Origin of the sequence: Megasphaera sp. DISK 18 (assembly GCF_001682955.1) — a bacterium.
GTDB classification, from domain to species: domain Bacteria; phylum Bacillota; class Negativicutes; order Veillonellales; family Megasphaeraceae; genus Megasphaera; species Megasphaera massiliensis.
In genome coordinates this window covers 69,652-96,284 of record NZ_LUGJ01000015.1, presented here as the reverse complement: position 1 = coordinate 96,284, position 26,633 = coordinate 69,652, and the positions used below count along the sequence as shown (strand labels likewise).

The following is a 26,633-nucleotide window of genomic DNA, read 5'->3' as shown; positions in this document are numbered from 1 at the left end:
AACTCGAAGGAGCTTGTCAATACATTTTGTAAAATTTAAACGTTTCACTTGATTCGTTCCTAATACAACCATATACGGTGCCAGTAAAAAGGAAACGTCGTTTTCCATAACCCCCTTTAAAACAACGCCTCCTTCTATCGAGAGCTATCGGCAAAGCATAAAAGATGCACCGTATCTTTATAAGTAACTATACAATACATAAATATAAACGTCACGCCAATTTCAGAAGGAATCATACCATTCACATCAGCCCCAATATCACACTATGAGAAAAAAGGCCACCAACTGCGCAGCTCATACCTATAATATGAAGTAGTTGCCCCAATCATTCCGCAAGAAGACCCTCTCATTCGTAATGAGAGGGTCTTAGATTTAGAGCATGTTAGTATTCTCAAGCCCAAATTAGAATCCTGTTCTGCTGAATATCAAGATTCTTTTAGATAGAAGATTCACTGCCTCTAACAACTATATCGAAAGTCGACCTTAGGCAATAGATGCTGTATATTAACTAATCCATATGCTGGCCGCCATTGATATCAATTTCTTCACCGGTAATATAAGATGCTTCCTTAGAGGCCAGGAATACAATAGTATCCGCTACTTCTTGAGTTTCTCCCGGACGCCCTACGGGAATGCCATCAATGATTTTCTGCGCTTGTTCCTGAGGCAAAGATTTCCAGATTTCGGTATTAATGAGGCCGGGGCAAACACAATTGATAGTAATCCCATATTTGCAAATTTCGCGGGACAAATTTTTAGAAAAAGCTAACACCCCCGCTTTAGAGGCCGAATAATGGGCTCCCCCAAAAATTCCACCACCACGTTTGGCTGAAACAGAAGAAAGGTTTACAATCCGACCATAACCGGCCTCCATCATAGGTTTCATGCAGGCTTGGGTGCACAGGAAAAGGCCAAACATATTGACATTAAAAATCCGTTTCATATCATCTAATGTCATATCTTCCACGGTAACCTTCTGAGATATCCCGGCATTGTTAATAAGAACATCAATCCGACCATACTTGTTCATAACTCGTTCAACCATTTGATCAACCGATTCTTTGCTGGTCACATCGAGTAAAATACCTTCCGCTTTTCCGCCCTCATCTACAATGATTTTAACGGTCTCATCGACGCCCACTTTGTTAATATCCGCAATAATAACGGTGCCGCCCTGTCGAGCAAATGTTTTTGCGATAACTCGTCCAATACCTTTTGGCGAACCGGCCCCCGTAACAATAACAACTTGATCCTGAAAATCTAACATAATAACCGCCTCCAATTATAGGATAAAAAACTCACTATATTATGATTAACCAGCCATCATCATTAATGATATGTCGTGGTTACACTGTGTTTATCATTCAATTCATTTTCACGCAAGACATCATATTTTTTTGATTCCTGCTCCTCACGATATTCATTATCACGCAAGGCTTTCCCGGTTTGTTTTACACAAACCATAATAATGATAGAACTGATAACCATGCAACCAGCTAAAAATAAGATTCCCGCATTAAAGACTCCTGTCGCCATGCTGATATAGCCCATTACATAAGGCCCCATAAATCCGCCCAGATTGCCGACACTGTTAATCAAGGCAATGCCTGCCGCAGCAGCAGGCCCCGATAAGTAGGCCGGCGGAATGGCCCAGAAAGGTGAATAAGCGCCATAAGCCCCTGCCAATGCAATAGCATATACGAGCAATCCCAAAACGAGATTCGATTGTGCAGCATAGAGGCTGACAGCCATCCCGACCGCAGAAATAATTAGACAAACAGCAACATGATACCGACGTTCATCCGTTTTATCGGAATGCAGCCCATTCAAATACATAACGATGGCCGCAAATAAATACATGGCCCCAATGATCCAACCGATTGCCGTCGTACTGAGAGACTTTGACATCTCCTGAACCAACATCGGCAAAAACATCACAATACCGTAGTAGCCACACATCCAAGTGAAATAACCGACAGCCAGGACCAACACGTCTCTCTCTTTAAGTGCAGCTAAGAACGACATCGATTTCTTAGACGCTTTTATTTGTTGCTCTTCCCGGATTACGCCCAGAAGCCAGTGTTTTTCATCAGCGTTTAGCCATTTCGCATCCTCAATCCGGTCATCTAAGTAAAAGAAAACGATAATCCCCAAAATTATAGATGGAATTGCCTCTAAAATGAACAGGGATTGCCATCCATGTAGTCCTAAAAAACTTGCCTGCAGCAGATACGTTGAAATCGGAGATCCAAAAGCGCTTGCACACGGAATTGCGATCATAAAACCGGCAATAGCCTTTGCATGATGCTTGGTTTGAAACCAAGTGCTCAAATACCAAGCCATGCAAGGGAAGAAACTCGCTTCACAAACGCCTAGGAAAAATCGAACAACGTAAAATTGAACATCCGTAGTAACAAAGGCAGTCAGGCACGATACCAACCCCCATGAAACCATAATTCGGGAAATCCATCGGCGGGCACCGAACTTGGTCATGAGCGCACCGCCGGGAACTTCTAACAAAAAATAACCCAAGAAGAAAATCCCTGCACCAAACCCAAACACGGCGCTGGAAAACCCCAAATCAGAGTTCATCTGCAAGGCTGCAAACCCAATATTTACACGGTCAAGTATCGAAATAGCAAAGCAGATGAATAAAAAGGGAATAAGTCTCCTCGTTACTTTCTTTACAGTACTCCTCTCAATAGCCGTTGTATCCATAATATCTCCTTTAAAAGCAACCTACTTCACAAAACCTTTAGCCTTTTCTACAATATTTTCGACAGTAATCCCATTTTTAGCCAATAGGCGTTCATAGGGTGCTGATTCGCCGAATTGATCGCGGATGCCAATCCGTTCTACTCTGCCTTTGCCCATTTCAGCAGCCACTTCACAGACAGCACTGCCTAATCCGTTAAAAATATTATGGTCTTCTACGGTAATAATGTTGCCTATATTTTCAAGGCAATCTTTCACCGCTGCTACATCAAGAGGCTTGATCGTATGCATATCAAGGACCTTTGCTGAAATTCCTTCACGAGCCAACTCTTCAGCCGCCAAAATCGCCAATCGAACGGTATCTCCATTAGCAATAATAGCTACGTCAGTTCCCTCCTGGACCAGATGCGCCTTGCCAATTTCAAAGGTAGTATCTTCATCATAGATTACCGGAATGGCGTCACGAGTAAAGCGAATATAACAAGGACCGTACATTTCAGCCACAGCGGCTGTCAATTTTTTTGCTGAAACATAGTCAGCCGGCATAACGATGGTCATATTGGGAATCGTACGCAATACCCCCATATCTTCAATGGCTTGATGACTGGCTCCATCGTTAGCCGGTGTCACGCCGCCGTGTGAGCAGGCAATTTTAACATTCAAATTAGGATAGCAAATTTCTTGCCGTATCATTTCGCACATTCTCAAAGATCCGAATACTGCATAAGTTACTACGAAGGGAATTTTGCCGGTCGTTGCCAATCCTGCCGCAACACCGGCGGCATTTTGTTCAGCAATGCCAACGTTTACATGTTGTTTGGGATAGGCCTTGCCAAAAGTTGTAGATTTGCAGGACTTTGCAATATCAGCGTCAACAACATAAATATCCTTATTATCTCTTCCCAGTGCAACAATTTCTTCACCAAAACCTTCTCGAGTCGCTTTCTTTCCCATGTCCATCATGATTCCATACCCCCTTCGAGTTCTTCCATCGCTTGTTTGTATTCTTCATCATTAGGTGCTACACCATGCCATTTGCAACTGTTTTCCATGTAGGAAATGCCTTTGCCTTTGACCGTATGAGCAAAAATGCAATGGGGCTTCTTATTTTTACGCATACGGATCAAATCTAAGGTATGCACAATTTGTTCCATATTATTACCATCAATTTCATAGACATCAAAACCGAAAGCTTCAAACTTCTTACCAAGATCGATATTCGGCATGACTTCATCTGTCGTTCCATCGATTTGAAGATTATTATTGTCAATAAATACAATCAAGTTATCTAATTCATACTTATGAGCCGTTTGGCACGCTTCCCAAATTTCCCCTTCTTGGCATTCACCGTCTCCAACAGCTACAAAAACGCGATAATCTTTATTTTCGTTCTTGCCGGCAATCGCCATTCCAACAGCACAAGCCAATCCCTGTCCCAGAGATCCCGTAGAAATGTCAATTCCCGGGCATTTTTTCATATCCGGATGGCCCTGCAATTTGGACCCTTCTTTACGGAGCGTATGTAAATCTTCTTCGGGAAAATACCCCAAAGTCCCTAAGGCAGCATATTGAATCGGGCAGACATGTCCTTTAGAAAGTACGAAGCGGTCACGATCTGGCCATTTAGGATTTTTCGGATCGATATTCATTTCCCGAAAATAACATGCGGTTACGAAATCAGCGACCGATAAAGCTCCGCCGGGGTGACCTGACTGTGCTTCATAAATCATCCTTACGGCCTTTTTCCGCAAATCAACGGCTGTACGTTCTAACTCCTTTACGCTTGTGTTCTTCATAATTAATCACCTCTTATAAAATTTCTCATGGTTTTTCATCCAACGATCAACGTAGGACCTTTCTTATGCTGTAATAATATCACCGCAATTACAATTTGTCAATACAATTATTCAATTTTAGAAAAAGGCGAAATCATCGATGATACGGCCGACAGGCAGTAACAACTACCCGTCTAAGGCGCCTTCGTCATAGAAATAGCTTTTCCGAATAATACTTTCCGCATTGTCAATATCTTTATTTTTAATAGCGTTCAGCATTTCAACATGGGTTCGATACACTTCTTCCGAACCTTTTTTAGACCGCAGCATATGGGTAAGCGTCTTGTATCGTAAAGAAGTGGTCAACAGCCTTGTTACATGACATATTTTTCCAAACAATGAATTGTGAGTAATAAGTGCCAAGGTTTCATGAAAGGCATCATCGGCTGATAAAACGCCATCAAAATCATTTGCAGATAATTTCTTTTTTAAATCTTCCAAACGCGCTTCCAATAACTTGATATCTTCAGGTGACGCTTTCTCAATGGCCAATCGCAGCATACCAAAATCATTCCATTCACGCAATTCCATCAAGGAATCCATAGATTCTGCATCATCCAAAATAATTCCATATAACAAAGGATCAATCATTCCATCGGTAAATCCATTCGTCACAAAAGTGCCTTCCGGTCTTCTGATCTCTAAAACGCCAAACGAAATGAGAATCTTAATAGCCTCCCGCACAGAATTTCTAGCAGCCCCAAACGTAGCCGCCAATTCCTTCTCTGTCGGGATTTTATCTCCGGGCTGCAATTCCTTATTAATTAATGCCTGTGTCAATCGATCAACGACTTGTTGTACGACAGACTTCGTATTGATTGGTTTTAAATACTTTTGTGTTTCTTCCACCATAATAAACAGCTCCTATAAACAAGTTCAGTTTTCAAGCAATCTTGCAAAATAAAAGGTATCTCATCTCCCAAAAAGAAAAGCCATGATTAAATGTTCATTGTTCTACCGTCTGTTTTTCGTTTTATTATACTATATTTCCTATAAATTAGACAATGTGTCATATTTCACGGAATAACCCTCTGTCGTTTTACATATCTAAAAGCCGATCCCCTCACCGTCAGAAAAATATCTCACTATGAGAAAAAAAGTGTTGACAACAGGGTATCACATGACTATAATATAAGAGTACTTGCCACTATAGCTCAGCTGGCAGAGCATCTCATTCGTAATGAGAGGGTCGTAGGTTCGAATCCTATTAGTGGCTCCAGTAAAATCAAGGCTTCCGAGAAATCGGAAGCCTTTTTTCTTTGTATCTGACGGTATTTGGTGGCCCTATTTAGAAATAATCAGCGCCGTTTATTTGTATAAAAAAGCATTGTGTCAAATCTTGGGATGTCTTATTTATTACAGGGGATTCCCTGGGTCTCCCGCTAAAAAGCCCTCAACGGGCGTTTAAAGGGTCAGACATTTCACAGCCTAAGTAGGAAAATCTCCCCTATGAAATCACTCATTATGGGCTTCATAGCGCTCCAGTCCGGGGTAGTCTTCGTCATAGTACAAATCCCAGGCGTTGTCGTAGGGACGAATCTTTCGAGCATCCTTTCGAATATCCTCCAAGTCGTATGGCTGTCCTGATTTTCTGGCCTGCTGCCACGAGATCTGATTTAGGACTATCTTCCTCAGTTCATCGTCGAGGACATCCTTATAGGTTATAACGACGTTCTGGATCCGATTCATTCCCTCCGGCAACACGCCGGGAAAGAGGCCGCCTTTATAGACAGTCCTCATACCATAGAGGCAGTCTAAGGTCAGTGTCAAGGCTTCCTCCGAGGTCCTGACGGGAATTTCGGGAAAGACCGGTCCTTTATCTCCGGCGAGGATGATCGTTTCATACAGCGGGCAGTCCATGACAGCTAATTCTTCCCGCTGAGCCAAATACAAGAGGGCGTTTCGCCGCTGCGGAACTTCGGCAAGGCTTATATCCTTCTCCTGTAAATAGCGGCCAATCAGGTATTTCTCAATGTTTTTGATGTCATCCATGGCGTTCTCCTTTTCATTATGAAGCATAATCACATGGGTTCATACTACAGAACCCGGTCCTGCGTTCAAAAAACGGCGCAGGGATATAAAATATCCATCGATAACAGCAAAAAATGGGGTTGATTCACATCCCCATTCCAACACCCACACAAAATATCTTTTCCCTTATCAGTTAGTAGTATCTTACCATACGCTCATTGCAAATGCAAAGAACTGCTCGCTCTGATAGGTTCGACGATGCCGCATCTGCATGGCTGCCTCAAAACAGCATGCAGATTATCGTTTCGAAAGCCTGCCAACGGAACAGGATATTCCAATAAAAAATTTCCGAGCAATCTTTTTCAGGTTACTCGGAAATAAACTACTGCCCTTTGGCCGCTATAACGGCCTATATATGTTACACCTTGTGAATTCAGCGAGTCATGAAACCTCCGCTTCCCTTACAGTAAGTCCACGCTGACTTTTACGACTACTTTTCGAACGGTCATCGATTTTCCCGATGCGCAGGCAGGGCGGTGGACATCTTCCGGGAAGAAGATACTGAAACAGCCAGGTCTAGCTTCGACGAAACCTTCATTTTCGACTTCTTTATAGAAAATTAAATCGCGTTCATCATCTCGTTCTGCCACTTCATAGTTTCCGGTATCCGGTGTAAACCCCAGTTTTTCCTTCCCGGAAGCCAAGAACTGAACGTCGATGTATTTTTCGTGTACTTCCGGGCGCTGTTTTTCAGCGGGCTTCGTTTCGGTATCAAAGACTTGTGCATAGATGTCTTTCCCTTTAATTTCATAGACCCCCGGTTCCATGGTTGTAAAATCATGGCTTTTTAAATACTCAAGAGCCTCTTCAATGGCACTCGGAAAGACGATACTTCGGTTGTTTGCATAAAGAGATGAAAAGATCATAACATACCCCTCCCAGGAATAATTAATATAAATGCTTGATTCATGTATAAACGGCGATGTTCCATCGCATGAACCCTTTTAACCCAAAACAAAATACCCAGGTATTTCATTTCGATGCTCCCTTTGAACCCTAGTATACATAGATTTTAGCGTCCTATCAATATAGAATCAGATCCGTCGCATAAAAAACAGAGCAGACGAAATCGTCTGCTCTGTTTTCATATTTGAGAAACTTACGATTTTTATCGTAACGATAAAAATCCAGTCTTACAAAGTCGCGACGGGATTCGAAGTCCCTTTCTGCCACCCTGACCACCGAGGATCCGGTTATGAATCAAAGGTTTCCAAGATTTTCTCTATTGTTTCAACATTGTCGATTTTCCCGGCAGCCTTGTTTAAATGACAGCAAACTTGCAGATTCTTTTGAATGAATTCCCGCTCCGTCATTGGGTCTTTAAAGTAGTGTTGATACATATAGGAAACGTTGCACACCTTCGGCCTCGTCGCATAAATGGTGCAGCGATTCGTTCTTTTATCGAGATACAGGCAGACGCCGTCGGCATCTGTGCTCGAAGCTAATTGGGGAACTTCTCCGGCATGGCGGCAGCATTCGCCGCACCGGATACAGGGAAAATTCATTCTGGCTGCCATGACCTTAATTCCGGTAATTTGGCCTTCGCTCCGTCGATAATCCGCAAAGCCCTCTCATCGACGGCTCCGTCTTTAGTAATTATGGCAGTCCGGACAATCGGTACAATCGCTTGGAAAGTCGCCATACCGGCGGCAACGTTTTGTTTGACATCCACCGGATAGCTCCGATAATCGGTTCCGTATTCTCGGATTCCCCAGTCCATCTCCTCCGTCAAAGACGATAAGAGAGGCCTTAACTTATGGAGCATGTCCGTATACATCTGAGCCACATCACGGATTTTATAACAGCCATCTCTTAAAACTGCCAACTCTTCAGCAATTTCACGAGCCTTGGCCAAATTGCTGCGAGCATTATCTAAGTTAGCCGACGCCTTGGAACTTAACGTAAAGCCTAAAACGGCCAAGGCCGGACCTGCCACAAGGCCGCCTAAGACCATGGTTCCCCCGGCAATGCCGAGACCGCCGGCAGCCAGTGTCCCGCCGCCTAAGAAAGCTAAGGTCGCATTGGTAGCAGCCGCTCCGCTTAAGCTGGCAATGGCCGTCCCCGTAGACGCCGCACCAAAAGACATGACGCCGCCATAGGCACCAAAGGCCGTTAATGCCCCGGCCGCCGAACCTTTGAGGGCTCCGGATGCCATAGAAAATGCAATGGTTTCCAATTTTTTCATTTCAACATACGCTTCTTCATTCCATTCCAGCTGCCCACCAAAATCGACGGAAAAAGAATCGTCTATATGATGTATCTTATTGAACGTCTCTCTAAATTCGGAACACTCATTCGTTAAGGTATCCGCGCGCTCTTTGCCTAATATGGTAACGGATTCATTCGCCGTCCGACGAGCTCTATCGGCAGCCCCTTTGGCATCGTCGTAAATCTTCCGGGCTTTCTCGTTTACATCCTGCGCTTGATCATTCTTCTGTTTGGCACCAACGGCCTTTACAACGCCGGTAACGCCGGCAGCCACACCAAGGCCAAGACCAATTAAAACAGGGATAGGCATAGTCAGTTCCTCCTTCATCAAAATTTAAAGGGTTCCGGATTGTTCATCAACCGGTCAAATTCTTCAAATGAATCAAATTTAGTTTCTCCGCCAAATTTACGCGTAATCGTATTGGCTCCGGCCATAAAGCCATCGATATCTCCGATTCCCATGGACATCTTCATATCGGCAAAGGCAGCATCAAAGGTATTTCGATATTCCGCAAGGTGTCTATCGGCAATTTCGTTGATTTCTTGGCGGTATTGTCGTATGGCTGCAATCGCTTCCTCGCATTCACGCTCTATCCGGATTCGTTCTTCCCTGGCAAGTTTGGCTTCTTTTAAGGCTGCCATCAATTCCCCATAGCAAGCACTGGCTAGTGAATAGCCGACCATGCCGCCGACGAGCCCGCCCACAAGCGGGATAGGAATCAACAGCTGACCTGCTGTCGCATACGCCGCCGAGGATGAAATAGCAAAACCATTTTTCCCCATCTCTTGAAGGCATTCCGCTCCTGTAATCCTGCCGTTCATCCATTGCCAGATCGTATCGGCCGAGGTGACTGCCGTTGAGACAACCTGGGCCGGTAAATTCGTTCTCGACAAGGTCCGAACAAAGGACTGGCTGGCATTGCGCATGACAGCAATGGCCGCCGTACTGCCATAGGCCGTCACATAAGCGCTCCCAGCAGCTTTTCCCGTCGTCAGAGCCGTATCTTTCAGGGCTTCTGACGGGCTTTTATTGCCTCTTACTACCTCAATCATATTTTTCAGACCGCTGATGGTTCCACCGATACCGGCCCCATATTTAGCCGCATTGACGCCTGCATCATGACTCAGGCGGTGAATATCCTTGGCCGTAGACAGGCGGGGATTCTTCCGCGCTTCCATAGCATCTGCCTGAGAGACACGGGATTTTTTCAAGTTCTGCCGAGTCCGTTTCAAGTCATCGATCTGCGCCTGTTTTTGTTTCGCAACGGCCATTTTTCCCTGACGTTTAGCCGCTTCTACCTGTTTATTCAAATCGGCAACATTTTTGTCGATTTCCCGGCAAACGCCATCGTAGAAATCAGACGGTACCTCCATGGTTACATTGGCATCGCGATATTTTTTATATTTCCCGGACATCAGCTTATCCAAGCATTCTTTCGGATTCTTTCCGACGAACTTCATCTGCGAACCCGACCCGGGTATTATATTTCCCTTTGCATCCACCTCTACATGGTCATACAAAGGATCGTTTACCCGACCGATATCGTCGGTCCGCACTTTTCGTGACCCATCTTTCTTGAGGATTCGATCGGCATTTTCCCGAGCCGTCTCCTTTACCTCTGCAGAAAAGCCGGCCTGCTGTTTGAGATTCTGTTCCTTATACTGCGGATTTACCTTACTCTTAGAAATATCCTTTAGCCCTCGTTTAAGGGCTATTCCTGTTTCATGGTCAAATCCTTCATAAGCTACCATGTGTTCCTTGCCGGCGGCACCATGGAGGAGTATATCCTCAGCCATTCCCGCATTGGTAATCCCTGAAATAGCCGTATCGATCTTCAATTTTTTAGTTGATTTGTCTTCTTTGGACTTCTTTTTCTTCTGCATACGTCTACCTCTGTGCGTTACAGCTAGCGCATAATGACCTCATGTACTTCCTGATAGATATGCGCCAGATCCTGTACCAGTGTCATCATCCGCTCCATATCGACAGGTGAAACCGATAAAAAGGCAGCGGCCTGTTCCATCAAAACTCGTTCATCTTCGGCGTATTCTGAGTCGGCAAAGGCAATGCCCAGCAACTCAAACAGGAGCATCTTCTTTTTCGTTATATCGAGATTTTGGAATTTTGCAAGTTCCGCCACAAAGTCGACGACTTCAGCCTTAGTGATATCCGCTTCTACTTCCGTTTGATACAACTGAAATTTTTCTCTTTCGTCGTCTTTGACTTCATGGTCGGCATACATCATCGTATATGCCAAATTCAAAAAGATTGCCTGTTCTTCCTTGCTGAATTGTCCCAAAAACATGGTCGCTTCCTCCTTTTGATAATCCTCATAAAGAACATAAAATCATAATGCTTTCATTGAAAGAACCAAAAGAAATACCTGACGTCCCAATAACGGCGGACAGGCGATATAAAAAGCAGACTAAAAAGTGAATACTATTTATCTTATATTATATCAGAAATCAGGTTAACCCCCAACATCGCCGCTGGAAAAGACGAGGCATGGTATCTCGCGAAGGAATCGATCTATGTAAACAGATTTACACGAGCAAAGAAAGTCAAGTCGATGAGTCACGCTCGCAAATAACCGTCTATAGGCGAAAAATTTCGTCGTAAGGAAGCCTCGGCGCAAAAATATCATGCAGTAACGGTTTCTGTCACGAAACAGGTAAACAAAAATCGCCTCCCCATAGATAGGAAAAGCGATGTCGTATTTTTCTTGTCGATAAATAAATTAAATTCACAGACTGGAAGCAGTACCGATTTTTTTCGCGCCAAAACTATAGCAAAGCCATCTCAAGCAGAAAACCTTTACCATTTCTCCGCATCAAAGGGGATAATCGGTGTCGGGTTATCCCCGTGGTCCCCAATCATTTTTTCCATCCAAATGACATCATACCACCGGCCGAATTTATAGCCGCTGTGATGAAAGTGAGCGATCTGGTCATAGCCTAAGCGCTGATGAAAAGAAAGGCTGTCATTGGTCAAATACGGGTCTTTCGGATCCTTTGCAATGGCGATGCAGGTGTTGATGTTCAGAATTCCCATCTCTTTCAACACTGCTTCCAAGGCTTCATAGAGCGGGCGGCCGATTCCGGACCGTCTGGCATCTTTATCGATGTATATCGTCGCTTCAACGGACCAGGCATAGGCCTCCCGACTATAAAATTCATGGGCATAGGCATAACCGACTACCTTGCCGTCTTTTTCTGCCACCAAGTACGGATACCGGGCAAGGATCGTTTTTCGCCGACGTTCCATTTCCCGGGCGTCCGGAGCCTGATACTCAAAGGTAATGGCCGTCTGGTTTACATAATAGGCGTAAATCCGTGCCAGGTCCGCTGCATCTTCTTTCCGGGCAGTACGAATCCTTACTTCCTGACTCATCTTAACCATCATTTCCTTTCACTTCTTTTGTTTCCCTTAGCCTCAAAAACAGATTCCTTAAAAGGACATCTGTCCTTTGGAAATCGATAAAACATAGTATAGCACAATCGGAATCGCCCGTCCATAAACAGCCTGAATCGCCGGCCGCCGCAGTAAAGAATAAAATAGGAGCCATCTGACAGTGCAGATATCCTGCCTGTCAAACGGCTCCTGATCAAGTCGATATACACCGGTACTACGCAAAAAGCTTCTTCCACCACGGTCGGTTATTGGTTTCCGTCAGCTCCTGACGCAGTCTGTCGCGTTCTGCCTCAACGGAAGACAGTTTTTCCTGAAGCTGTTTTTGCTCTTCTTCAATAGCCTGACCTTCTTTTTTCAGTCGGTCTACTTCTCCCTGAAGCGCTTCTGCCTGATCTTTATTTTGCTGCCCCTCTAGGGCCTTGACTTTCACTTCGGACAATTCATGCTGCTTGGCAATGAGATTTTGCTGCAGGCTGATGACCTGCTGCTGGGCCGTATTGAGATCCTGCTGGGTTTTGAGCAGCAAGATACGGAGGTTATGGGACTCTTGCTGCGCATTGGACACCTTTTCGCTTTCCAATTCCGTAATCGTCGCCTGGTCGTGAAGCCCGCGCAATTGGTCTAAAACGCGGACAGCTTCGGTATCAAAAGACCATTCGCCCTTCTGTATCGTAGCATGTTCTTCCCCATCGTGGTTAATTTCGTCTAAATGTTTCTTGACGAACTGAATGATGCCCTGACGGGTCTTGATATTGTAGCGGTCCATTAAATCCTTTGTTGTAATCACGTATCTTCTCTCCTCGCATTTACTACAGTCATTTTCGATTTACCAAGCTCATGATTTTAAGAAATAAAGGGCTCAACCATGCCAATCAGCACAATGAAAACGCATCTAAATTCCTTTCTTTTAGTTTACACCATCTTATTAAATAATGCAACTCTCACAAGCAAATTTGTCATAAATGAGGAGATTCTGCAAGGGGTGACCGCCTTCCAACGCGCTAAAGGTAAACGTCTTTAAATGGAAAGCTGTACAAAATTTTGGCCAAAACGCAGATATTCACCTTGAGGAAGTTTGTAAGCCCGCGAAATGGAAGCCCCATCGGTCGGAACCGTCGGCGTCGATTCCCAGCCATACGCCTTGGCATAGGCCGCCGCCGTATCTGCAGCCCCCAGTCCCGACTGCTCGAATTTCAAATCACTGCCGTCGTAAATCCGTACGCCAATGACGATGCCGGCTCGAAGGTAAACGTCCATGTGGTGACTGCCGAAGATAAGGCGTGACGTATCCTGATCAGGTACAGTGCTGTCAGCCTGTCCGTAAGCAGCTTCCAAGTCGGATTGGGTCATCCCTAAGTAAACGCCGCCAATGGATTCGTAGTGATCGCCATGGATAGATCTCCGCAGTGGCGTCGTATTGTCCATGATGAGATATTGGTGAGACTTATGACCCATCAAGTCCAGGCTCATGACCCGATCCCCGGCCTGTTCACGAATGGTAAACTTCCCTTTACGAGGATAGCCGTCGGTGTAGTCTTCGATATCTGTAACGGCAGAACCGTTGATGGCGGCGCCTTCGACAGTCAGTACTAAATCGCCTTTGGTATTATACCAGTCTCCGGCAGCCGGTGCCAGCCAATCGGCGACAGTCTGATTCGGCTGAGCCTGGGTTGTCGAAGCGACGGTCACCTGCGGTTCGGCCGCTGGAACAGCCGCCTCTTCGGCAGCACAAACGGCTGATAAACTCATCGTCATCAGCGCACACAGAACCATGTTTTTTGCTATTTTTTTCATGCTAAATCGCTCCCTTTGTTGACTTCTTGCAGCCCCTTATTATACGCTTCTTCCTAGAGGAAAACAATAGTTCCCACGCCTGTTTATCCTTGTTTACGAAGCACTTCCATTCCCGGCGTTCAAACTTCGTAAACAACGGCAAGGATGTTTACAACATCCCTCCATCAAAATTATACTTAATCGGTCAGCTTTTCATTGACATAAAGAGGCGCATCTTTTATAATAAATAAATTGCAGTCTATCTTGTAGTCAGGAACGAAAGAGGAGCAATTAATGAATATACTGGATTTGATCTTAATAGCCATCGGCTTGTCGATGGATGCTTTTGCTGTATCCATCTGTAAGGGCTTATCCCTTCGCAACGTCAAATGGCATCATATGATTATTGTCGGTTTATGGTTTGGTGGATTTCAGGCATTGATGCCTTCCATCGGCTATATTTTGGGCAGCTTTTTTATTGAATTAATCGACGCCTACGACCATTGGGTTACCTTCATTCTCCTGAGCGCAATCGGTCTTAATATGATTAAAGAGTCTCGTGAAGCGAGTGGCAGCTGCAACCCGTCCCTCCAACCATATACTATGCTGATGCTGGCCATTGCAACGAGTATCGATGCCTTAGCCGTCGGCGTCACCTTCGCCTTCATGAATATACAGGTGATTCCCTCGGTTACAATCATCGGGGTCACGACCTTTCTGCTCTCTGCCATTGGCATAAGGGCCGGCGGATTATTTGGGAACCACTATAAGAGCAAAGCCGAACTTGTCGGCGGCGTCGTTCTCATCCTTATTGGGTTAAAGATTCTCCTCCAAGGTCTGGGCCTCTTCTAAAAGAAGTATTGGCATATATTCCGGCCTAACATCGTTATCAAAGCACAGCAGTGATCGTCTCTGCTGTGTTTTTTTATATCTTAATTGTCAACTTTAATAACACAAATAATGATTGACAATTAAATTTTGACCTCGTATAATCATAACTATCGTGAACCAAATCACAAGTGCTCAGGTTTACAATTATCCAAAAAGGAGTGGTTTCATGTCTTCATCAGCCTTGTCTGCACGCCGCTGTACTACGCGGGACTTGGTTCTATTCGCCTTATTTACAGCCTTGATTGCCATTGGGGCCTTTATCCGAATTCCCGTGCCTTTCTGTCCCTTTACCCTGCAATTATTGTTCACAACACTAGCCGGATCCATCTTAGGCGGTCGTCGCGGTGCCGCTTCCGTCGGCGTCTATGTTCTCTTAGGCTTAGTCGGTCTGCCGGTCTTTACGTCAGGCGGCGGCCCGTCTTACATCTTCCAACCGACCTTCGGCTATCTCCTGGGCTTCATCGGCGGAGCCGGATTGACGGGATATTTGGCTCACCAAAGTGCCCACCCGTCCTTGAAGGATCTCCTCATGGCTAATTTCGCCGGCCTGGTCGTCATTTACACCGCCGGCATGGCTTACTTGACGATGATAAACAACCTCTACCTGGGAACCCCCATCAGCCTGTGGACCTTATTCGTTTACTGTTTCTTATTACCCATTCCCGGCGACATCTTTTTATGTATTGTCGCGGCCTTTCTGACCCGTCAAATACAGCGAAGCCTGCCTCGTTAGAAAGGAGTTAATTCACCATGAGTAAAGGATTATTTATTACCGGAACCGGTACAGATATCGGCAAGACCTATGTAACGGCCCTCTTAGTCAAGACGCTGCGTCAACACGGCTACGACGTCGGTTACTACAAAGCCGCCATCAGTGGAGCCCCGACCGTCGCCGACAGTGACGCCGGTTTCGTCAATAAAACGGCCGACATCGGAGAAGATTCGGAGCTTCTCTTATCCTACCTCTACAGCCATGCCGTATCGCCCCATTTAGCCGCCCGTTGGGAAAAGCGCCCCATTGAAAAAGAAGTTATTCTCCGCGACTGGCAAAAGGTAACGGACCGTTATCCCTACGTCACCGTCGAAGGGAGCGGCGGCATTATCTGTCCCCTTCGAGACGATGAACAGGCCTTTTTCCAGTTAGAAGACGTCATTCACTGGCTGAACCTGCCGTCCCTCATCGTCTGCCCCGCCGGCCTCGGTACCATTAACGGAGCCGTCCTGACGGCCTTCTATATGAAAGCAAAACAGCTCCCGGTCCAAGGCTTCATCGTAAACCACTATACGGGAAGCTCCATGGAAAAAGACAATATCCGCATGATTGAAAAGTTAAGCCAAAAACCGGTATTGGCCGTTGTCGCCGATAATGACGAAATCATCGACGCCGATGCCGGGCAGTTGATTCAGTTATACCAGTGAGGAGGATGTTTACATGAATTTACTTGAAGCCGATTTAAAATATATCTGGCACCCGGCCCAGCAGATGAAAGATGCCGAAGTATTCCCACCCGTCGTCATCGACCATGGTAAGGGCTGTTATCTCTACGATACAAACGGCAAAGAATATATCGATATCATCAGTTCCTGGTGGTGCAATCTCTTAGGACACAGCAATGAAGAAATCAACGACGCCATCAAGGATCAGCTCGACAAATTGGAACACGTTATCTTTGCCAACTTCTCCCATCGTCCGGCCATCGAACTGTGTCAAACCCTGCTGCCCTTGCTGCCCAAAGGCCTGACTCATTTCAACTTTACTGACAATGGATCCTCGTCGGTCGAATGTGCTTTGAAAATGGCCTTCCAATACCAGTACCAGAAGGGACATCCGAAACGGCAGCGCTTTATGTGTTTGTCCGAATCCTACCATGGCGAAACAATCGGCGCCTTGTCCGTAGGCAGCATGGACCTCTATGCTCAAATGTATAAGCCAATGATGATGCATAACATTCACTTCGATGGCCTCGACTGCTATCGCTGTCCCTATGGCAAAACTCGCGAGAACTGCGATTGTGAATGCTTTATCGGTGCCGAAAAAGCTTTTGCCGCCTATGGAAAGGAAACAGCCGCCCTCATCGTCGAACCGATTCTGCAGGGAGCTGCCGGCATGCGTATCTATCCGCCGGAATATTTACGGCGCCTGCGCAAACTCTGTGACCAGTACGGCGTCCTCCTCATCGACGACGAAGTCGCCGCCGGCTTTGGTCGAACGGGAAAGATGTTTGCCATCGAGCACGCCGGCATCAGCCCCGATATTCTCTGTACGTCCAAAGGGCTTACCGGCGGTTATCTGCCCATGTCTCTGACGATTACGACCGACGCCGTTTACCAAGCCTTTTACGGGGATTTCAACACCCATAAGGCCTTCGTTCACAGTCACACCTACGCCGGCAACCCCTTAGCCTGCCGTGCCGCTCTGGCCGTCCTAAAAATCATGGAGCGAGACGACATACTAAAAAAAGCTGCCGAGAAAAGCATCTACCTTCATGAAAAGCTAGATGCTGCTCTCGGCAGCCATCACAACGTCGGCGAAATTCGCCACATTGGCCTGATCAACGCTATTGAATTAGTAGAAGACAGAGCAAGTAAACGCCCGTTCAATCCGGAAAAACGCTTAGGCTGGCACATTTTCCGCAAAGCCATGGATTTGGGATTAGTCCTGCGCCCTATTGGCGACATCCTTTACTTTAATCCACCCTTGACCATCGAAAAAGAAACCATGGACGAAGCCGTCCGTCGCTGTGCACAAGCTGTTCACGCCGTATTGGGTGACGATTAAGCCGTCAGGGCCGCATCTAACGCCGCCTTTACATGAGCTTTAATTTCATCGTAAGACTGGCCCGGCTGGGCTTCATACAGTTTTTCAGTACCGATGAACATAGACGGTACGTAATAGTAGGAATGGCCTTTTACCGCTTCGGGATTTTCCGTTTCTTCATACCAGTCAACGGTAACCTTGCGGTATTCCGGATTTTCTTCAATCAATTCAGCAAGGGCTTCTTTAGCACCTTTACAGTACGGGCAGCTATGTAAGTAAAAAGCAGTAATATTTTTCAAGATAATCCGCTCCTTTCAGGGAAATAATCAAAGGTCATGAGAATGATGGTGGCCTTCATGATGACCATGGTGACCGCCTTCGTGGCCATGATGGCCACAGGACGGGTTGGGGTTAAACTCCAAGGTTCCGGCCAACAAGGCTTTGACAGCTTCATCAGCACTGCCTGAAACGCCGCCATACAATTGGATGGAAGCATCGGCCAGAGCCTTTCTGGCACCGTCACCGATTCCTCCGGCAATGACCGTCGTGACGCCCAAAGACGTTAAAAAGGATACCAGTGCACCGTGGCCTTGACCTTCCGTATCGACGATACGAGTTTCGACCAGGCGCCCATCTTCAACATCATACAGTTTAAACTGTGAGGAATGGCCGAAATGCTGGTATACATCACCATGTTCATAGGTAACAGCTATCTTCATCATATCAGATTCTCCTTAAATACGCCATAACTTGACGAATTTTTTATATTTCTATTTTCAACATATGTCATCAATCTTTTCCTAAGTATATGACATATGTCAGTATTTGTCAACAAAAACAAAAGGCTGTGAAGAAAGGATTCACCCTCTCTTCACAGCCTTTTGCATTAGCCGCGGGAAATGACGACCGTCGGTGTTTTATCGCCTTTTACAGAATACATATTATAGACGTAATCCGGAGTTAAACTGCCATTTAAGTGGAATAAAGAATAGGCGTTAGCCGCGTTTACGTACACGACATCACTCTTTACATAGCCCGGCGCAATCCCATAAGGACTGGTCAGAATGCCTTGCTGCGGATTCCAGCGCAAATCCAGGTCAAGGGCTGTCGCAACGGCTACAGACGGCAAATAGATTTGATCGTTTTTGCCAAGAGCTCGTTTAGACAGTTTCGTTCCATTAACCACCAAGTCATAGGCTTTGGCAACGTAGGTCACATTGCCGTCAGAACGATTTATTTTATCCGAAATCTCTTTGAATTCAGCAAAGTCTTCTACGACATAGCCGGCCAGGGCTTTCTTTACCTGCGCTACACTTAAGGCCTGCCAGCCGTAGCCGTCCGGGTAGACGTAGTAGGATACGGCGTGATCAGGACTGACATCGATGACCAAGCGGTCATAATATACCGTAACCGGCGTCCCGATCGATACGTATTGATACAGGTCTTCCACGTCGGGCTCCTTCATACGGATGCAGCCATTCGAGACGTAGCCGCCGATAGAACCGGGATTGTTCGTCCCGTGGATTCCGTAATTGCCATGAAACCCGATCCAGCGATATCCAATCGGGTTATCCGGGCCGGATGCGATTTGGATGCTCGTATCGTCAGGATCGATCCAGGTCGGATTCACCTCTTTATTCTGTACCTTATAAAAACCCGTCGGCGTCGGTGTCGACGTCCGGCCTACCCCGACAGGATACATTTTGATTTTTGTATCGCCTTCATAAAGGGTCAGTATGCGGCTGGCTATATTGACGCCGATTTTTTTCTCCGTCGATTTTTTAACAGCCTTTTCGGCCTTCGGTTGAGCCTTGGAAGCAGCCTGGGTCACCGTCTTCTGCGAAGACGTATTTGAAGTCTGTGGTGCAGCCGCCGGTTTTATTTCAACCTTCACCGCAAAAGGAGGCGGTGCCGTTTTGAGTTCTTCCGCATGTACCCAGGCCGCGCCTGTACTCAAAGCAAAGGCACAGGTTAAGGCCACCATTTTCTTCAGCAAAAAAATCCCTCGCTTTCAGGTAAAACGAATTTACTTTCATTTACAGTTGTTTAATTACCATCCATATCCTCTTCCCGGCCGCAGCCATTCAAGATCAAATTGAGCAGGACGGCCGTGATACTCCCCAAAGTAATCCCGCTGTGGAGAACGATATTGGCCCACGACGGGAAGCTGTGGAAGAAATTCGGCGCCGTCAGGGTAATCATGCTGACGCCGATACTGACGGCAACAATCATCAAGTTGTAGGTGCCGTCAAACTCGACCTTGCTCAGTGCTCGGATGCCGCTGGCAATGACCATGCCGAACATGGCAACGCCGGCGCCGCCTAAGACGGAATTCGGAATCGATGCTACGACGGCAGCCATCTTCGGAAAGAGACCTAAGGCAATGAGAATGATGCCGGAAGCGGCGACGACGAAGCGGCTCTTGACGCGGGTAACGGCAATCAAACCGACGTTTTGGGCAAAGGCCGTATACGGGAAGCTGTTCAAGATACCGCCGATGACCGTCGACAAGCCGTCAGCCCGAAGGCAGCGCGACAAGCGGTCACGTCCGATAGGAGTGCCTACGATCGACCCGATAGCGATGCAGTCGCCCGTCGTTTCTACCATAGTGACGATCATGACGACCATCATCGATAAGATGGAGCCGATGTCAAAGGTCGGAAGGCCAAAGGAAAAGGGCGTAACCAGACCAAACCAGGAAGCGTTTCCGACTTCCGAAAAATCAGCCTGTCCTAACGCCATGGCAATAATCGTACCGCCGATAAGGCCTAACAAGACGGATACGTTGCTCAAAAATCCTTTGCCGCCGCGATAAATGGCAATGATAATAACCAAAGTAATGAAAGCGAGGAATAAATTCATCGGCGAGGCAAAATCAGGCGCCTTTGGATTCCCACCGCCCATCCAGTTTACAGCGACAGGCAGAAGGGTAATCCCAATAATCGTAATGATAGTCCCCGTAACAACGGGCGGGAAAAATCGAATGAATCGGCTAAAAAACGGAGCAATCAAGAAAGTAAACAAACCGGCAATGATGATGGCCCCATAAATCGCCGTAATGCCGTGTTCGGCCCCGATAAGGATCATCGGTGTGACCGAGGCAAAGGTAACGCCTTGAATCATGGGAATGCGCGCCCCGACTTTCCAAAAACCCAGAGTCTGGATCAAGGTCGCAATCCCGCAGGAAAACAAATCAGCATTGATCAGGTGGACCAATTCCATCGGCGACAGGTGCAAAGCCTGGGCTACAATGATAGGTACGGCAACGGCACCGGCATACATCGCCAGGACGTGCTGCAGCCCATAAGCAAACAGTTGGCCAGTCGGCAGCATTTCGTCGACGGGATGAATCTGTGCGGTTCGTTCTTCATTCATTTGTAAAAGTCACCTCATGTTCAGAATAAATCAGCACCATCGCGAGCCGTATTCCACGACTGTATATGGCAGTACCGTTATAAAATAATAGCAATGACTCCATTATACCATCGCCGCAAAAAAATCAAAGCGCATCATTATATTTTACCTATTCTTTACATATTCTTTGCAAAATACTGATATATCCCTTATATAATGTTTTTCATGTCTGTATAGGAGGAATAACTATGTTCAGTATCAGCAATAAGCACGAAGAATTCTTCGATTATCTCGTAGCCAATGCCCAAAATTTCCATCGCGGCGCCGTCATTGCCAACGAAGTTATGCAAGACGTTTCCACGATTTCACTCCACTTAAAAGAAATCGTAAAATTAGAACATGAATCATCCAAAACCAATCAAGATATCATCTTCAAGTTGTCCCGCGTTTTCATCACACCAATCGACCGCGAAGATTTCTATAAATTGACCTGCCAGCTCGAAAACAGCATCGACTCTCTTCAGGGAGCTTTAATGCGTACCAGCATGTACCACGTTACCACAGCTCCGGAGGCTGCCGTAGCCATGACCGAGCAGCTGGTCCTCATGGGGGAAGAAATGAATAAGATTTTCTCCCTCTTAAAAGACATCGACCGCAACCAAGCTAACCTCATGCGCCATGCCGAACGCTTAAACCGACTGGAATCGGAAATCGACCATCTTTACAGACAGGAAATTTCCCGCCTGTTCAGCGGTGAAGAAAAAGACCTGCTCAACGTCATCCGCTGGAAAGACATCCTGGGGACGCTGGAAGAAGCTTCGGACAACGTCGAAGCCCTGGCAAATACCGTTAAAGAGGTGACCATGAAGTATGCTTGATACGTCGCTTATTATCATGGTCGTCATCCTGGCCCTTGTTTTTGACTTTATCAATGGTTTCCACGATACGGCCAACGCCATTGCCACCTGCGTATCGACGCGAGCCATTCGGCCCGGCATCGCCATCATCGGCACTGCGATTTTAAACTTCCTCGGCGCCATGATTTCGACGGGCGTCGCCAAGACGATTGGCGGAGATATCGTCGTTTCGCCGACCTTAATCAATGAAATGATCATCATTGCCAGCCTCGTAGGCGCTATTATCTGGAATCTTCTTACTTGGTGGGTCGGCATGCCGTCCAGCTCATCGCACGCCCTCATCGGAGGCATGATCGGTGCCATCATGGTTTCTGCCGGAGCAGCGGCCCTCAACGGCTTCGGGATTTTAAAAATCGTCTTATCCCTCATCATCTCGCCGATATCGGCCATCATTACGGGCTTCATCATCATGAAGATCATCTTCATGGTCTGCCATTCCTTTAAACCGGCCAAAGTAAACCTGGTTGCCAACCGGCTGCAAGTCGTATCAGCGGCCCTGATGGCCTTTTCTCACGGTTCCAATGACGCCCAGAAATCGATGGGTATCATCACCCTGGCACTGGTATCCGGCGGTTTTATCACCAGCCTGGAAGTCCCTGACCTGGTAAAATTCCTCTGCGCCCTGGCCATGGCCTTGGGGACGAGTGTCGGCGGCTGGAAAATCATCCGCACCGTCGGCGGCAAGATTTTTAAAATGCACCCCGTCCACGGCTTTGCCGCTGACTTAAACTCAGCTGTCGTCATCTTCTCAGCAACCTTGCTGCACCTGCCCGTATCGACGACGCACGTCGTTTCCGGCTCCATCATGGGCGTCGGGTCGGCCCAGCGAGTTAAAGCCGTCCACTGGAGCGTCGCCCGTCAGATGGTCACGGCCTGGGTCATGACCATCCCCTGCACAGCTGTCATGGGTGCCTTATCCTACTTCATCCTGCAGCACCTGTTTTTCTAAGAGTTTTCTTGTCCTTATTTTATGACTTGGATCTGATCTTTCACGTCCCGTTCGATTTTTTCCCGATGAGGCGCTGCATACAGGCCGGGCATACCGCCGGTATGGAGCAAGATGACTTGGCGTCCCAACTTGATTTTCTTTTCCTTAATCATCGACAGGACACCGGCAAACATCTTCCCCGTATAGCAGGGATCGAGCAAAATGCCTTCATGACGGGCCATGGTATAAATGGCTTCCCGAATCCTCGGTTCCGGCTCATTGTAGCCCTTGCCGACATATCCCGTTTCGACGTGGAAGTCACCTTCAAAATTAAATCCGTATTCTTCTTTGGCCTGCGTAAAGTAGGCCTTTAATTTTTCCATATCAAAGGGCATGACGGCAATGCCGATCAGCTTTAAATCAGATTCAATCGATTTAAGCCCGCAATACAGTCCAAGATAGGTCCCCATACTGCCGACGGGAACGTAGACCGTAGCCCCGCTGATTTGCTGTTCTTTAGCCTGGGCATCGAGCTCGCGAGCGCAGTCCATATAACCGAGAAGGCCCGTCGTATCGCTGCCGCCCATGGGGATGAAGTAAACTTGTTCACCCTTCTTTACTTCGGCTTCGATGACCTTTTTGGCCGTTTCTTCCAATTGAACATCTTTGTCGCGGCCATCATCGCGCTTCAAAACGACGCGGGCCCCAAAGATACCATCTAAGAATAAATTGCCGCTCAATTCAGCTTCGGGCTCTCCGACGGTGACGATGATGCAGTGCAGACCGAATTTGGCCGCTATAGCCGCTGTCAACCGGCCGTGGTTGGTCTGGGGTGCTCCGACGGTAACGATGGTCGTGGCCTGAGCATTCAAAGCTTCAATCATCAAATACTCTAATTTGCGCAGCTTGTTACCGCCGCCGCCAAAGGGCGTTAAATCATCGCGTTTAATGTATATTTCGCGAAATAACTCCTGTGACAAGCCGGATAAATACTGGAGCGGCGTCGGTGCCGTGTCTAACAAGGAAAGTTTTGGTTTCATCGGTTTCATTGGGGAATAATACCTCCTTTTGTTTTCTCCATCCTATCATATTTTAGACGAGAAGAAAAGAAATGCCCTTTACCAGGCAGCCACGGTCCCATCTGCCCGAGGCTCCGTTCCCCCGGCCAGCACGCCCGCTTCACTGCGCCAAATAATCTGCCCCCGGCCATAGGTCTGAATATCGCCTTTGACGACGATATCATGGCCCCGTGCCCGCAGTCCGTCGATGACATCCTGCGGCATATCCGGCTCGACTTCAATCGTTTTGCCGCCGACCCACTGCCAACGAGGCGCATCAAGGGCCGCCTGGGGGTTAAGGTGGTAGTCAATGGTATTCAGCAAGACTTGCAGCTGTCCCTGGGGCTGCATAAAGGCTCCCATGACACCGAAAGGACCGACAGCCTTCCCATCTTTCGTCAAGAAGCCGGGAATGATCGTGTGGTACGATTTTTTTCTCGGGCCGAGACAGTTGTCACTGGCTGTGTCCATGGAGAAATTATGCCCTCTGTCATTGAGAGAAATACCGCGACCCGGAATGACGATGCCCGAACCGAAGCCATTGTAATTGCTTTGGATGAAAGACACCATATTTCCGTCACTGTCAGCACTGCACAAGTAAACGGTACCGCCGGAGTTTACATCGATGGCCTCCGGCATCAAGGCTTGGTCGCGAATGATTCTTCGACGCTTTTCGGCATACGAATCAGACAACCAGTCGGAAACGGCCGTCTTCATAAACCGCGGATCGGCAATGTACTTTCTTCCGTCGACAAAAGCCAATTTCATGGCTTCAATCTGACGGTGAATCGATTCGGCATTGTCTCGTTGTTTATCAAAAGTAAACCCCTTTACAATATTGAGTGCCATGAGGACGACTAATCCGTGTCCGTTGGGCGGGATTTCCCATACATCATAGCCCCGATATTCGGTGTGAATCGGATCTACCCACTGGGGGCGGTATTCCGACAAATCAGCGTCGCGAAGAAGGCCGCCTGTTTCGATGGACCAGCGAACTATATCTTGAGCCAGTTCGCCTTCATAAAGGGAGCGGCAATGACTGTCGCGCAGGAGTTCCAACGAGTTCGCAAGGTCCGGCAGGGTCAGGATATCTCCTGCTTGGAGCGTCCTTCCTTGGGGAAAGAAGGTATCAAACAAGGGGCGAAAAAGCGGATCCTCCCGATAATCTCGAAAGGCGTCGGCACTGTAAGCCAGCATGGCGGCCAAATTAGGCATGACCACAAACCCTTCCCGAGCATAGGTGATGGCCGGTTCAAATAATTCATTAAACGGGAGTTTACCGAACCGGCGATGCACTTCGGCCCACGTCGCAGGCGCTCCGGGCACCATGACCGGGTACCAGCCGCGCAGGGGCATTTCCTCATATCCTTCAGTGACTAATCGGTCTCGCGTCAGGGCTGCCGGAGACCAACCACTGCCATTGATACCGTACAACTGCCCATCCATCCAAAGGAGGGCAAAGGCATCGCTCCCCAAACCATTGCTGGTCGGTTCCAAAACGGTCAGGCAAATGGCCGTCGCCAAAGCTGCATCAACGGCGTTCCCCCCTCGTTTCAACATATCGAGGCCGGCCTGGGCAGCCAAATGCTGAGACGTGCAGACCATGCCCCGGCGGCCGTAAACTACCTCTCGATGAGATCCATAAGGGTAGACAGTACCATCAAAATTCATAAGACCTTACTCCTTTTCTAAAAAATACTAAGCGGAAACCCATCTAAAGAAAGACTTCGACAAAATTCAGACAAATCCTTGTCCGCCACCTTCACGAACGGCTTTTTTCTCGTTATAATAGTAATTGCATCATGCATTTCGAGAAGAATTTACAAGGTAAGGAGTAGAAGCAAGTTGAAACGGTGTATGTTAATCATCAACCCTACAGCAGGGCGTGAGAGAGCAAAATACCACAAAGAAAATTTAAGACGCCAGTTGGAGAGCATGTTCGACGACGTGGAATTACGAGAAACAGAGCAGGCAGGAGACGCCACCCTATGGGCAAAGGAAGCTGCCCTGATCGGATTCGATGCCGTCTTCTCTATGGGCGGTGACGGAACCCTCAACGAAACGATAAACGGACTGGCCCAGGCCAATAAACCGATCGACTTCGGATTTATTCCCTTGGGAACCATCAACGACTTGGCCAGGGCCTTAAACATCCCCCTCCACCCGGAAGTCGCTATTGATATCCTGCCGCGCTGCAAGACCGTCAAAGTCGATATTGCAAAAGCCAATGACCGCTACTTCATCAATACCATTGCCACCGGAATCATGCCCGAAGCCGTGGGCCACGTATCCATCGAGCAGAAGACCCGCCTCGGCCCGTTGGCTTATTTTCTGACCGGCATCAAAGCCATGCAGGCCCATGAAACATCTTTATTTAAAATCACGACGCCGGAAGGTTCCTCCGTCTACCGATCGCCCCTCATCGTCGCCATGCTGACCAACTCTGTCGGCAGCTTCCGCAATCTGGCACCCCAGGCGCGAGTCGATGACGGAAAGATTTGGCTGGGAATCTTTAAAGATTTCAACTACCTGGATTTAATCAAGGTCATTCCGGAATTTTTATCCGGACAGCCCCTGACCTCGGAATTGATGACCTTAAAAGCCTTGGAAGAAGTTCGCATTGAACTTCTGAGCGATCATCCCCTTTCAACCAATATGGACGGAGATTCGGGCCCGTCTTTTCCCCTCGATATTAAGGTTCTTCCATCCTTCTTATCGGTCTACGTTCCGGAGTAAACAAGCAAAAAAAGGAG

27 protein-coding genes and 1 tRNA gene are annotated in these 26,633 nt (G+C 47.3%); 8 read left to right on the top strand and 20 right to left on the bottom strand.

From position 1 onward, the window contains the following. Window positions 1–508 precede the first annotated feature (508 nt). The 5 genes from A0U42_RS03575 to A0U42_RS03555 all read right to left on the bottom strand — a co-directional run bounded on the left by A0U42_RS03575 (window position 509) and on the right by A0U42_RS03555 (window position 5,402). The gene (locus A0U42_RS03575) at window positions 509–1,267 is read right to left on the bottom strand and encodes an SDR family NAD(P)-dependent oxidoreductase (protein ID WP_065359899.1); all 759 of its coding nucleotides are present in this window, start codon (window positions 1,265–1,267) and stop codon (window positions 509–511) included. A gap of 62 nt (window positions 1,268–1,329) precedes the next feature. Further along, window positions 1,330–2,718: an MFS transporter gene (locus A0U42_RS03570; RefSeq protein ID WP_065359898.1), complete on the bottom strand. Its 1,389-nt coding sequence runs from the start codon at window positions 2,716–2,718 to the stop codon at window positions 1,330–1,332. 21 nt (window positions 2,719–2,739) lie between these two features. Then, the gene (locus A0U42_RS03565) at window positions 2,740–3,678 is read right to left on the bottom strand and encodes a transketolase family protein (protein ID WP_218055518.1); all 939 of its coding nucleotides are present in this window, start codon (window positions 3,676–3,678) and stop codon (window positions 2,740–2,742) included. Continuing rightward, entirely contained in the window at window positions 3,675–4,511 is an 837-nt protein-coding gene (locus A0U42_RS03560) for a transketolase (RefSeq protein WP_065359897.1), read from the bottom strand. The genes A0U42_RS03565 and A0U42_RS03560 overlap by 4 nt, the downstream gene beginning before the upstream one ends. A 165-nt stretch (window positions 4,512–4,676) precedes the next feature. After that, window positions 4,677–5,402 carry a FadR/GntR family transcriptional regulator gene (locus A0U42_RS03555; protein ID WP_065359896.1) on the bottom strand — a complete coding sequence of 242 codons (726 nt, stop codon included), beginning with the start codon at window positions 5,400–5,402 and terminating at the stop codon, window positions 4,677–4,679. 291 nt (window positions 5,403–5,693) lie between these two features. Between A0U42_RS03555 and A0U42_RS03550 the strand changes: the two genes are divergently transcribed. Continuing rightward, window positions 5,694–5,769, top strand: a tRNA-Thr gene (locus A0U42_RS03550). Between the two features lie 236 nt (window positions 5,770–6,005). Here A0U42_RS03550 and A0U42_RS03545 read toward each other — a convergent pair. The 9 genes from A0U42_RS03545 to A0U42_RS03505 form a co-directional block, all read right to left on the bottom strand. After that, the gene (locus A0U42_RS03545; RefSeq protein ID WP_065359895.1) at window positions 6,006–6,542 is read right to left on the bottom strand and encodes a hypothetical protein; all 537 of its coding nucleotides are present in this window, start codon (window positions 6,540–6,542) and stop codon (window positions 6,006–6,008) included. A gap of 440 nt (window positions 6,543–6,982) precedes the next feature. Beyond that, window positions 6,983–7,447, bottom strand: coding sequence for a YhcH/YjgK/YiaL family protein (locus A0U42_RS03540; protein ID WP_065359894.1), 465 nt, complete (start codon window positions 7,445–7,447; stop codon window positions 6,983–6,985). 327 nt (window positions 7,448–7,774) lie between these two features. Beyond that, window positions 7,775–8,098 (bottom strand): YkgJ family cysteine cluster protein, encoded by a 324-nt coding sequence (locus tag A0U42_RS03535; RefSeq protein WP_065359893.1) that lies wholly within the window; start codon window positions 8,096–8,098, stop codon window positions 7,775–7,777. Beyond that, complete coding sequence (locus A0U42_RS03530) at window positions 8,083–9,099, bottom strand: hypothetical protein (RefSeq protein WP_065359892.1); 1,017 nt, start codon at window positions 9,097–9,099, stop codon at window positions 8,083–8,085. The genes A0U42_RS03535 and A0U42_RS03530 overlap by 16 nt, the downstream gene beginning before the upstream one ends. Before the next feature lie 17 nt (window positions 9,100–9,116). Next, window positions 9,117–10,673: a hypothetical protein gene (locus A0U42_RS03525; protein ID WP_065359891.1), complete on the bottom strand. Its 1,557-nt coding sequence runs from the start codon at window positions 10,671–10,673 to the stop codon at window positions 9,117–9,119. A gap of 23 nt (window positions 10,674–10,696) precedes the next feature. Further along, on the bottom strand, window positions 10,697–11,095 hold the full coding sequence (locus A0U42_RS03520) for a TerB family tellurite resistance protein (RefSeq protein WP_065359890.1): 399 nt from the start codon (window positions 11,093–11,095) through the stop codon (window positions 10,697–10,699). Window positions 11,096–11,604: 509 nt separating this feature from the next. Continuing rightward, on the bottom strand, window positions 11,605–12,192 hold the full coding sequence (locus A0U42_RS03515; protein WP_255304094.1) for a GNAT family N-acetyltransferase: 588 nt from the start codon (window positions 12,190–12,192) through the stop codon (window positions 11,605–11,607). Window positions 12,193–12,415: 223 nt separating this feature from the next. Beyond that, a complete protein-coding gene (locus A0U42_RS03510) occupies window positions 12,416–12,988 on the bottom strand; it encodes a kinesin (RefSeq protein WP_225068669.1) in 573 nt (190 codons plus the stop codon). A 230-nt stretch (window positions 12,989–13,218) separates the two neighbouring features. Further along, window positions 13,219–13,995, bottom strand: a complete 777-nt coding sequence (locus tag A0U42_RS03505; RefSeq protein ID WP_065359889.1) for a hypothetical protein — start codon at window positions 13,993–13,995, stop codon at window positions 13,219–13,221. Window positions 13,996–14,268: 273 nt separating this feature from the next. Between A0U42_RS03505 and A0U42_RS03500 the strand changes: the two genes are divergently transcribed. The 4 genes from A0U42_RS03500 (at window position 14,269) to bioA (ending at window position 17,644) form a co-directional block, all read left to right on the top strand. Further along, window positions 14,269–14,826: a manganese efflux pump MntP family protein gene (locus tag A0U42_RS03500; protein WP_065359888.1), complete on the top strand. Its 558-nt coding sequence runs from the start codon at window positions 14,269–14,271 to the stop codon at window positions 14,824–14,826. Between the two features lie 205 nt (window positions 14,827–15,031). After that, entirely contained in the window at window positions 15,032–15,598 is a 567-nt protein-coding gene (locus A0U42_RS03495) for a biotin transporter BioY (protein ID WP_065359887.1), read from the top strand. Between the two features lie 17 nt (window positions 15,599–15,615). Continuing rightward, window positions 15,616–16,284, top strand: coding sequence for a dethiobiotin synthase (bioD, locus tag A0U42_RS03490; RefSeq protein ID WP_065359886.1), 669 nt, complete (start codon window positions 15,616–15,618; stop codon window positions 16,282–16,284). Window positions 16,285–16,297: 13 nt separating this feature from the next. Then, entirely contained in the window at window positions 16,298–17,644 is a 1,347-nt protein-coding gene (bioA, locus tag A0U42_RS03485) for an adenosylmethionine--8-amino-7-oxononanoate transaminase (protein ID WP_065359885.1), read from the top strand. On the opposite strand, the gene A0U42_RS03480 is transcribed toward bioA, so the two are convergent. From A0U42_RS03480 to A0U42_RS03465, 4 genes are all read right to left on the bottom strand, one after another. Beyond that, entirely contained in the window at window positions 17,641–17,922 is a 282-nt protein-coding gene (locus tag A0U42_RS03480; RefSeq protein WP_044503346.1) for a glutaredoxin, read from the bottom strand. The two genes, bioA and A0U42_RS03480, sit on opposite strands and share 4 nt — an antisense overlap. 27 nt (window positions 17,923–17,949) lie before the next feature. Beyond that, window positions 17,950–18,345, bottom strand: coding sequence for a NifB/NifX family molybdenum-iron cluster-binding protein (locus tag A0U42_RS03475; protein ID WP_065359884.1), 396 nt, complete (start codon window positions 18,343–18,345; stop codon window positions 17,950–17,952). A 164-nt stretch (window positions 18,346–18,509) separates the two neighbouring features. Beyond that, window positions 18,510–19,619: a L,D-transpeptidase gene (locus A0U42_RS03470; protein WP_255304093.1), complete on the bottom strand. Its 1,110-nt coding sequence runs from the start codon at window positions 19,617–19,619 to the stop codon at window positions 18,510–18,512. 50 nt (window positions 19,620–19,669) lie between these two features. Beyond that, on the bottom strand, window positions 19,670–20,998 hold the full coding sequence (locus A0U42_RS03465; RefSeq protein WP_065359883.1) for a nucleobase:cation symporter-2 family protein: 1,329 nt from the start codon (window positions 20,996–20,998) through the stop codon (window positions 19,670–19,672). A gap of 227 nt (window positions 20,999–21,225) precedes the next feature. On the opposite strand from A0U42_RS03465, the gene A0U42_RS03460 reads away from it, so the two are divergent. Both A0U42_RS03460 and A0U42_RS03455 read left to right on the top strand, forming a co-directional pair. Further along, the gene (locus tag A0U42_RS03460) at window positions 21,226–21,855 is read left to right on the top strand and encodes a DUF47 domain-containing protein (protein ID WP_065359882.1); all 630 of its coding nucleotides are present in this window, start codon (window positions 21,226–21,228) and stop codon (window positions 21,853–21,855) included. Next, window positions 21,848–22,843 (top strand): inorganic phosphate transporter, encoded by a 996-nt coding sequence (locus A0U42_RS03455; RefSeq protein ID WP_065359881.1) that lies wholly within the window; start codon window positions 21,848–21,850, stop codon window positions 22,841–22,843. Before A0U42_RS03460 ends, A0U42_RS03455 begins: the two co-directional genes overlap by 8 nt. Window positions 22,844–22,857: 14 nt before the next feature. Here A0U42_RS03455 and A0U42_RS03450 read toward each other — a convergent pair whose 3' ends face one another. Continuing rightward, a complete protein-coding gene (locus A0U42_RS03450) occupies window positions 22,858–23,871 on the bottom strand; it encodes a 1-aminocyclopropane-1-carboxylate deaminase/D-cysteine desulfhydrase (RefSeq protein WP_255304092.1) in 1,014 nt (337 codons plus the stop codon). A 69-nt stretch (window positions 23,872–23,940) separates the two neighbouring features. Next, complete coding sequence (locus tag A0U42_RS03445; protein ID WP_065359880.1) at window positions 23,941–25,551, bottom strand: gamma-glutamyltransferase family protein; 1,611 nt, start codon at window positions 25,549–25,551, stop codon at window positions 23,941–23,943. 186 nt (window positions 25,552–25,737) lie between these two features. On the opposite strand from A0U42_RS03445, the gene A0U42_RS03440 reads away from it, so the two are divergent. Continuing rightward, a complete protein-coding gene (locus A0U42_RS03440) occupies window positions 25,738–26,616 on the top strand; it encodes a diacylglycerol kinase family protein (RefSeq protein ID WP_081651683.1) in 879 nt (292 codons plus the stop codon). Window positions 26,617–26,633: the final 17 nt, after the last annotated feature.

Bases quoted from the DNA above. Each gene is read 5' to 3' on its own strand.
- A0U42_RS03525 (WP_065359891.1), bottom strand. From the start codon at position 10,673: ATGCAGAAGAAAAAGAAGTCCAAAGAAGACAAATCAACTAAAAAATTG.
- A0U42_RS03535 (WP_065359893.1), bottom strand. From the start codon at position 8,098: ATGGCAGCCAGAATGAATTTTCCCTGTATCCGGTGCGGCGAATGCTGC.
- A0U42_RS03505 (WP_065359889.1), bottom strand. From the start codon at position 13,995: ATGAAAAAAATAGCAAAAAACATGGTTCTGTGTGCGCTGATGACGATG.
- A0U42_RS03545 (WP_065359895.1), bottom strand. From the start codon at position 6,542: ATGGATGACATCAAAAACATTGAGAAATACCTGATTGGCCGCTATTTA.
- bioA (WP_065359885.1), top strand. From the start codon at position 16,298: ATGAATTTACTTGAAGCCGATTTAAAATATATCTGGCACCCGGCCCAG.
- A0U42_RS03495 (WP_065359887.1), top strand. From the start codon at position 15,032: ATGTCTTCATCAGCCTTGTCTGCACGCCGCTGTACTACGCGGGACTTG.
- A0U42_RS03465 (WP_065359883.1), bottom strand. From the start codon at position 20,998: ATGAATGAAGAACGAACCGCACAGATTCATCCCGTCGACGAAATGCTG.
- bioD (WP_065359886.1), top strand. From the start codon at position 15,616: ATGAGTAAAGGATTATTTATTACCGGAACCGGTACAGATATCGGCAAG.
- A0U42_RS03500 (WP_065359888.1), top strand. From the start codon at position 14,269: ATGAATATACTGGATTTGATCTTAATAGCCATCGGCTTGTCGATGGAT.
- A0U42_RS03445 (WP_065359880.1), bottom strand. From the start codon at position 25,551: ATGAATTTTGATGGTACTGTCTACCCTTATGGATCTCATCGAGAGGTA.
- A0U42_RS03475 (WP_065359884.1), bottom strand. From the start codon at position 18,345: ATGATGAAGATAGCTGTTACCTATGAACATGGTGATGTATACCAGCAT.
- A0U42_RS03515 (WP_255304094.1), bottom strand. From the start codon at position 12,192: ATGATGGTTAAGATGAGTCAGGAAGTAAGGATTCGTACTGCCCGGAAA.
- A0U42_RS03540 (WP_065359894.1), bottom strand. From the start codon at position 7,447: ATGATCTTTTCATCTCTTTATGCAAACAACCGAAGTATCGTCTTTCCG.
- A0U42_RS03530 (WP_065359892.1), bottom strand. From the start codon at position 9,099: ATGCCTATCCCTGTTTTAATTGGTCTTGGCCTTGGTGTGGCTGCCGGC.
- A0U42_RS03450 (WP_255304092.1), bottom strand. From the start codon at position 23,871: ATGAAACCGATGAAACCAAAACTTTCCTTGTTAGACACGGCACCGACG.
- A0U42_RS03455 (WP_065359881.1), top strand. From the start codon at position 21,848: ATGCTTGATACGTCGCTTATTATCATGGTCGTCATCCTGGCCCTTGTT.
- A0U42_RS03570 (WP_065359898.1), bottom strand. From the start codon at position 2,718: ATGGATACAACGGCTATTGAGAGGAGTACTGTAAAGAAAGTAACGAGG.
- A0U42_RS03575 (WP_065359899.1), bottom strand. From the start codon at position 1,267: ATGTTAGATTTTCAGGATCAAGTTGTTATTGTTACGGGGGCCGGTTCG.
- A0U42_RS03560 (WP_065359897.1), bottom strand. From the start codon at position 4,511: ATGAAGAACACAAGCGTAAAGGAGTTAGAACGTACAGCCGTTGATTTG.
- A0U42_RS03565 (WP_218055518.1), bottom strand. From the start codon at position 3,678: ATGATGGACATGGGAAAGAAAGCGACTCGAGAAGGTTTTGGTGAAGAA.
- A0U42_RS03520 (WP_065359890.1), bottom strand. From the start codon at position 11,095: ATGTTTTTGGGACAATTCAGCAAGGAAGAACAGGCAATCTTTTTGAAT.
- A0U42_RS03555 (WP_065359896.1), bottom strand. From the start codon at position 5,402: ATGGTGGAAGAAACACAAAAGTATTTAAAACCAATCAATACGAAGTCT.
- A0U42_RS03460 (WP_065359882.1), top strand. From the start codon at position 21,226: ATGTTCAGTATCAGCAATAAGCACGAAGAATTCTTCGATTATCTCGTA.
- A0U42_RS03440 (WP_081651683.1), top strand. From the start codon at position 25,738: ATGTTAATCATCAACCCTACAGCAGGGCGTGAGAGAGCAAAATACCAC.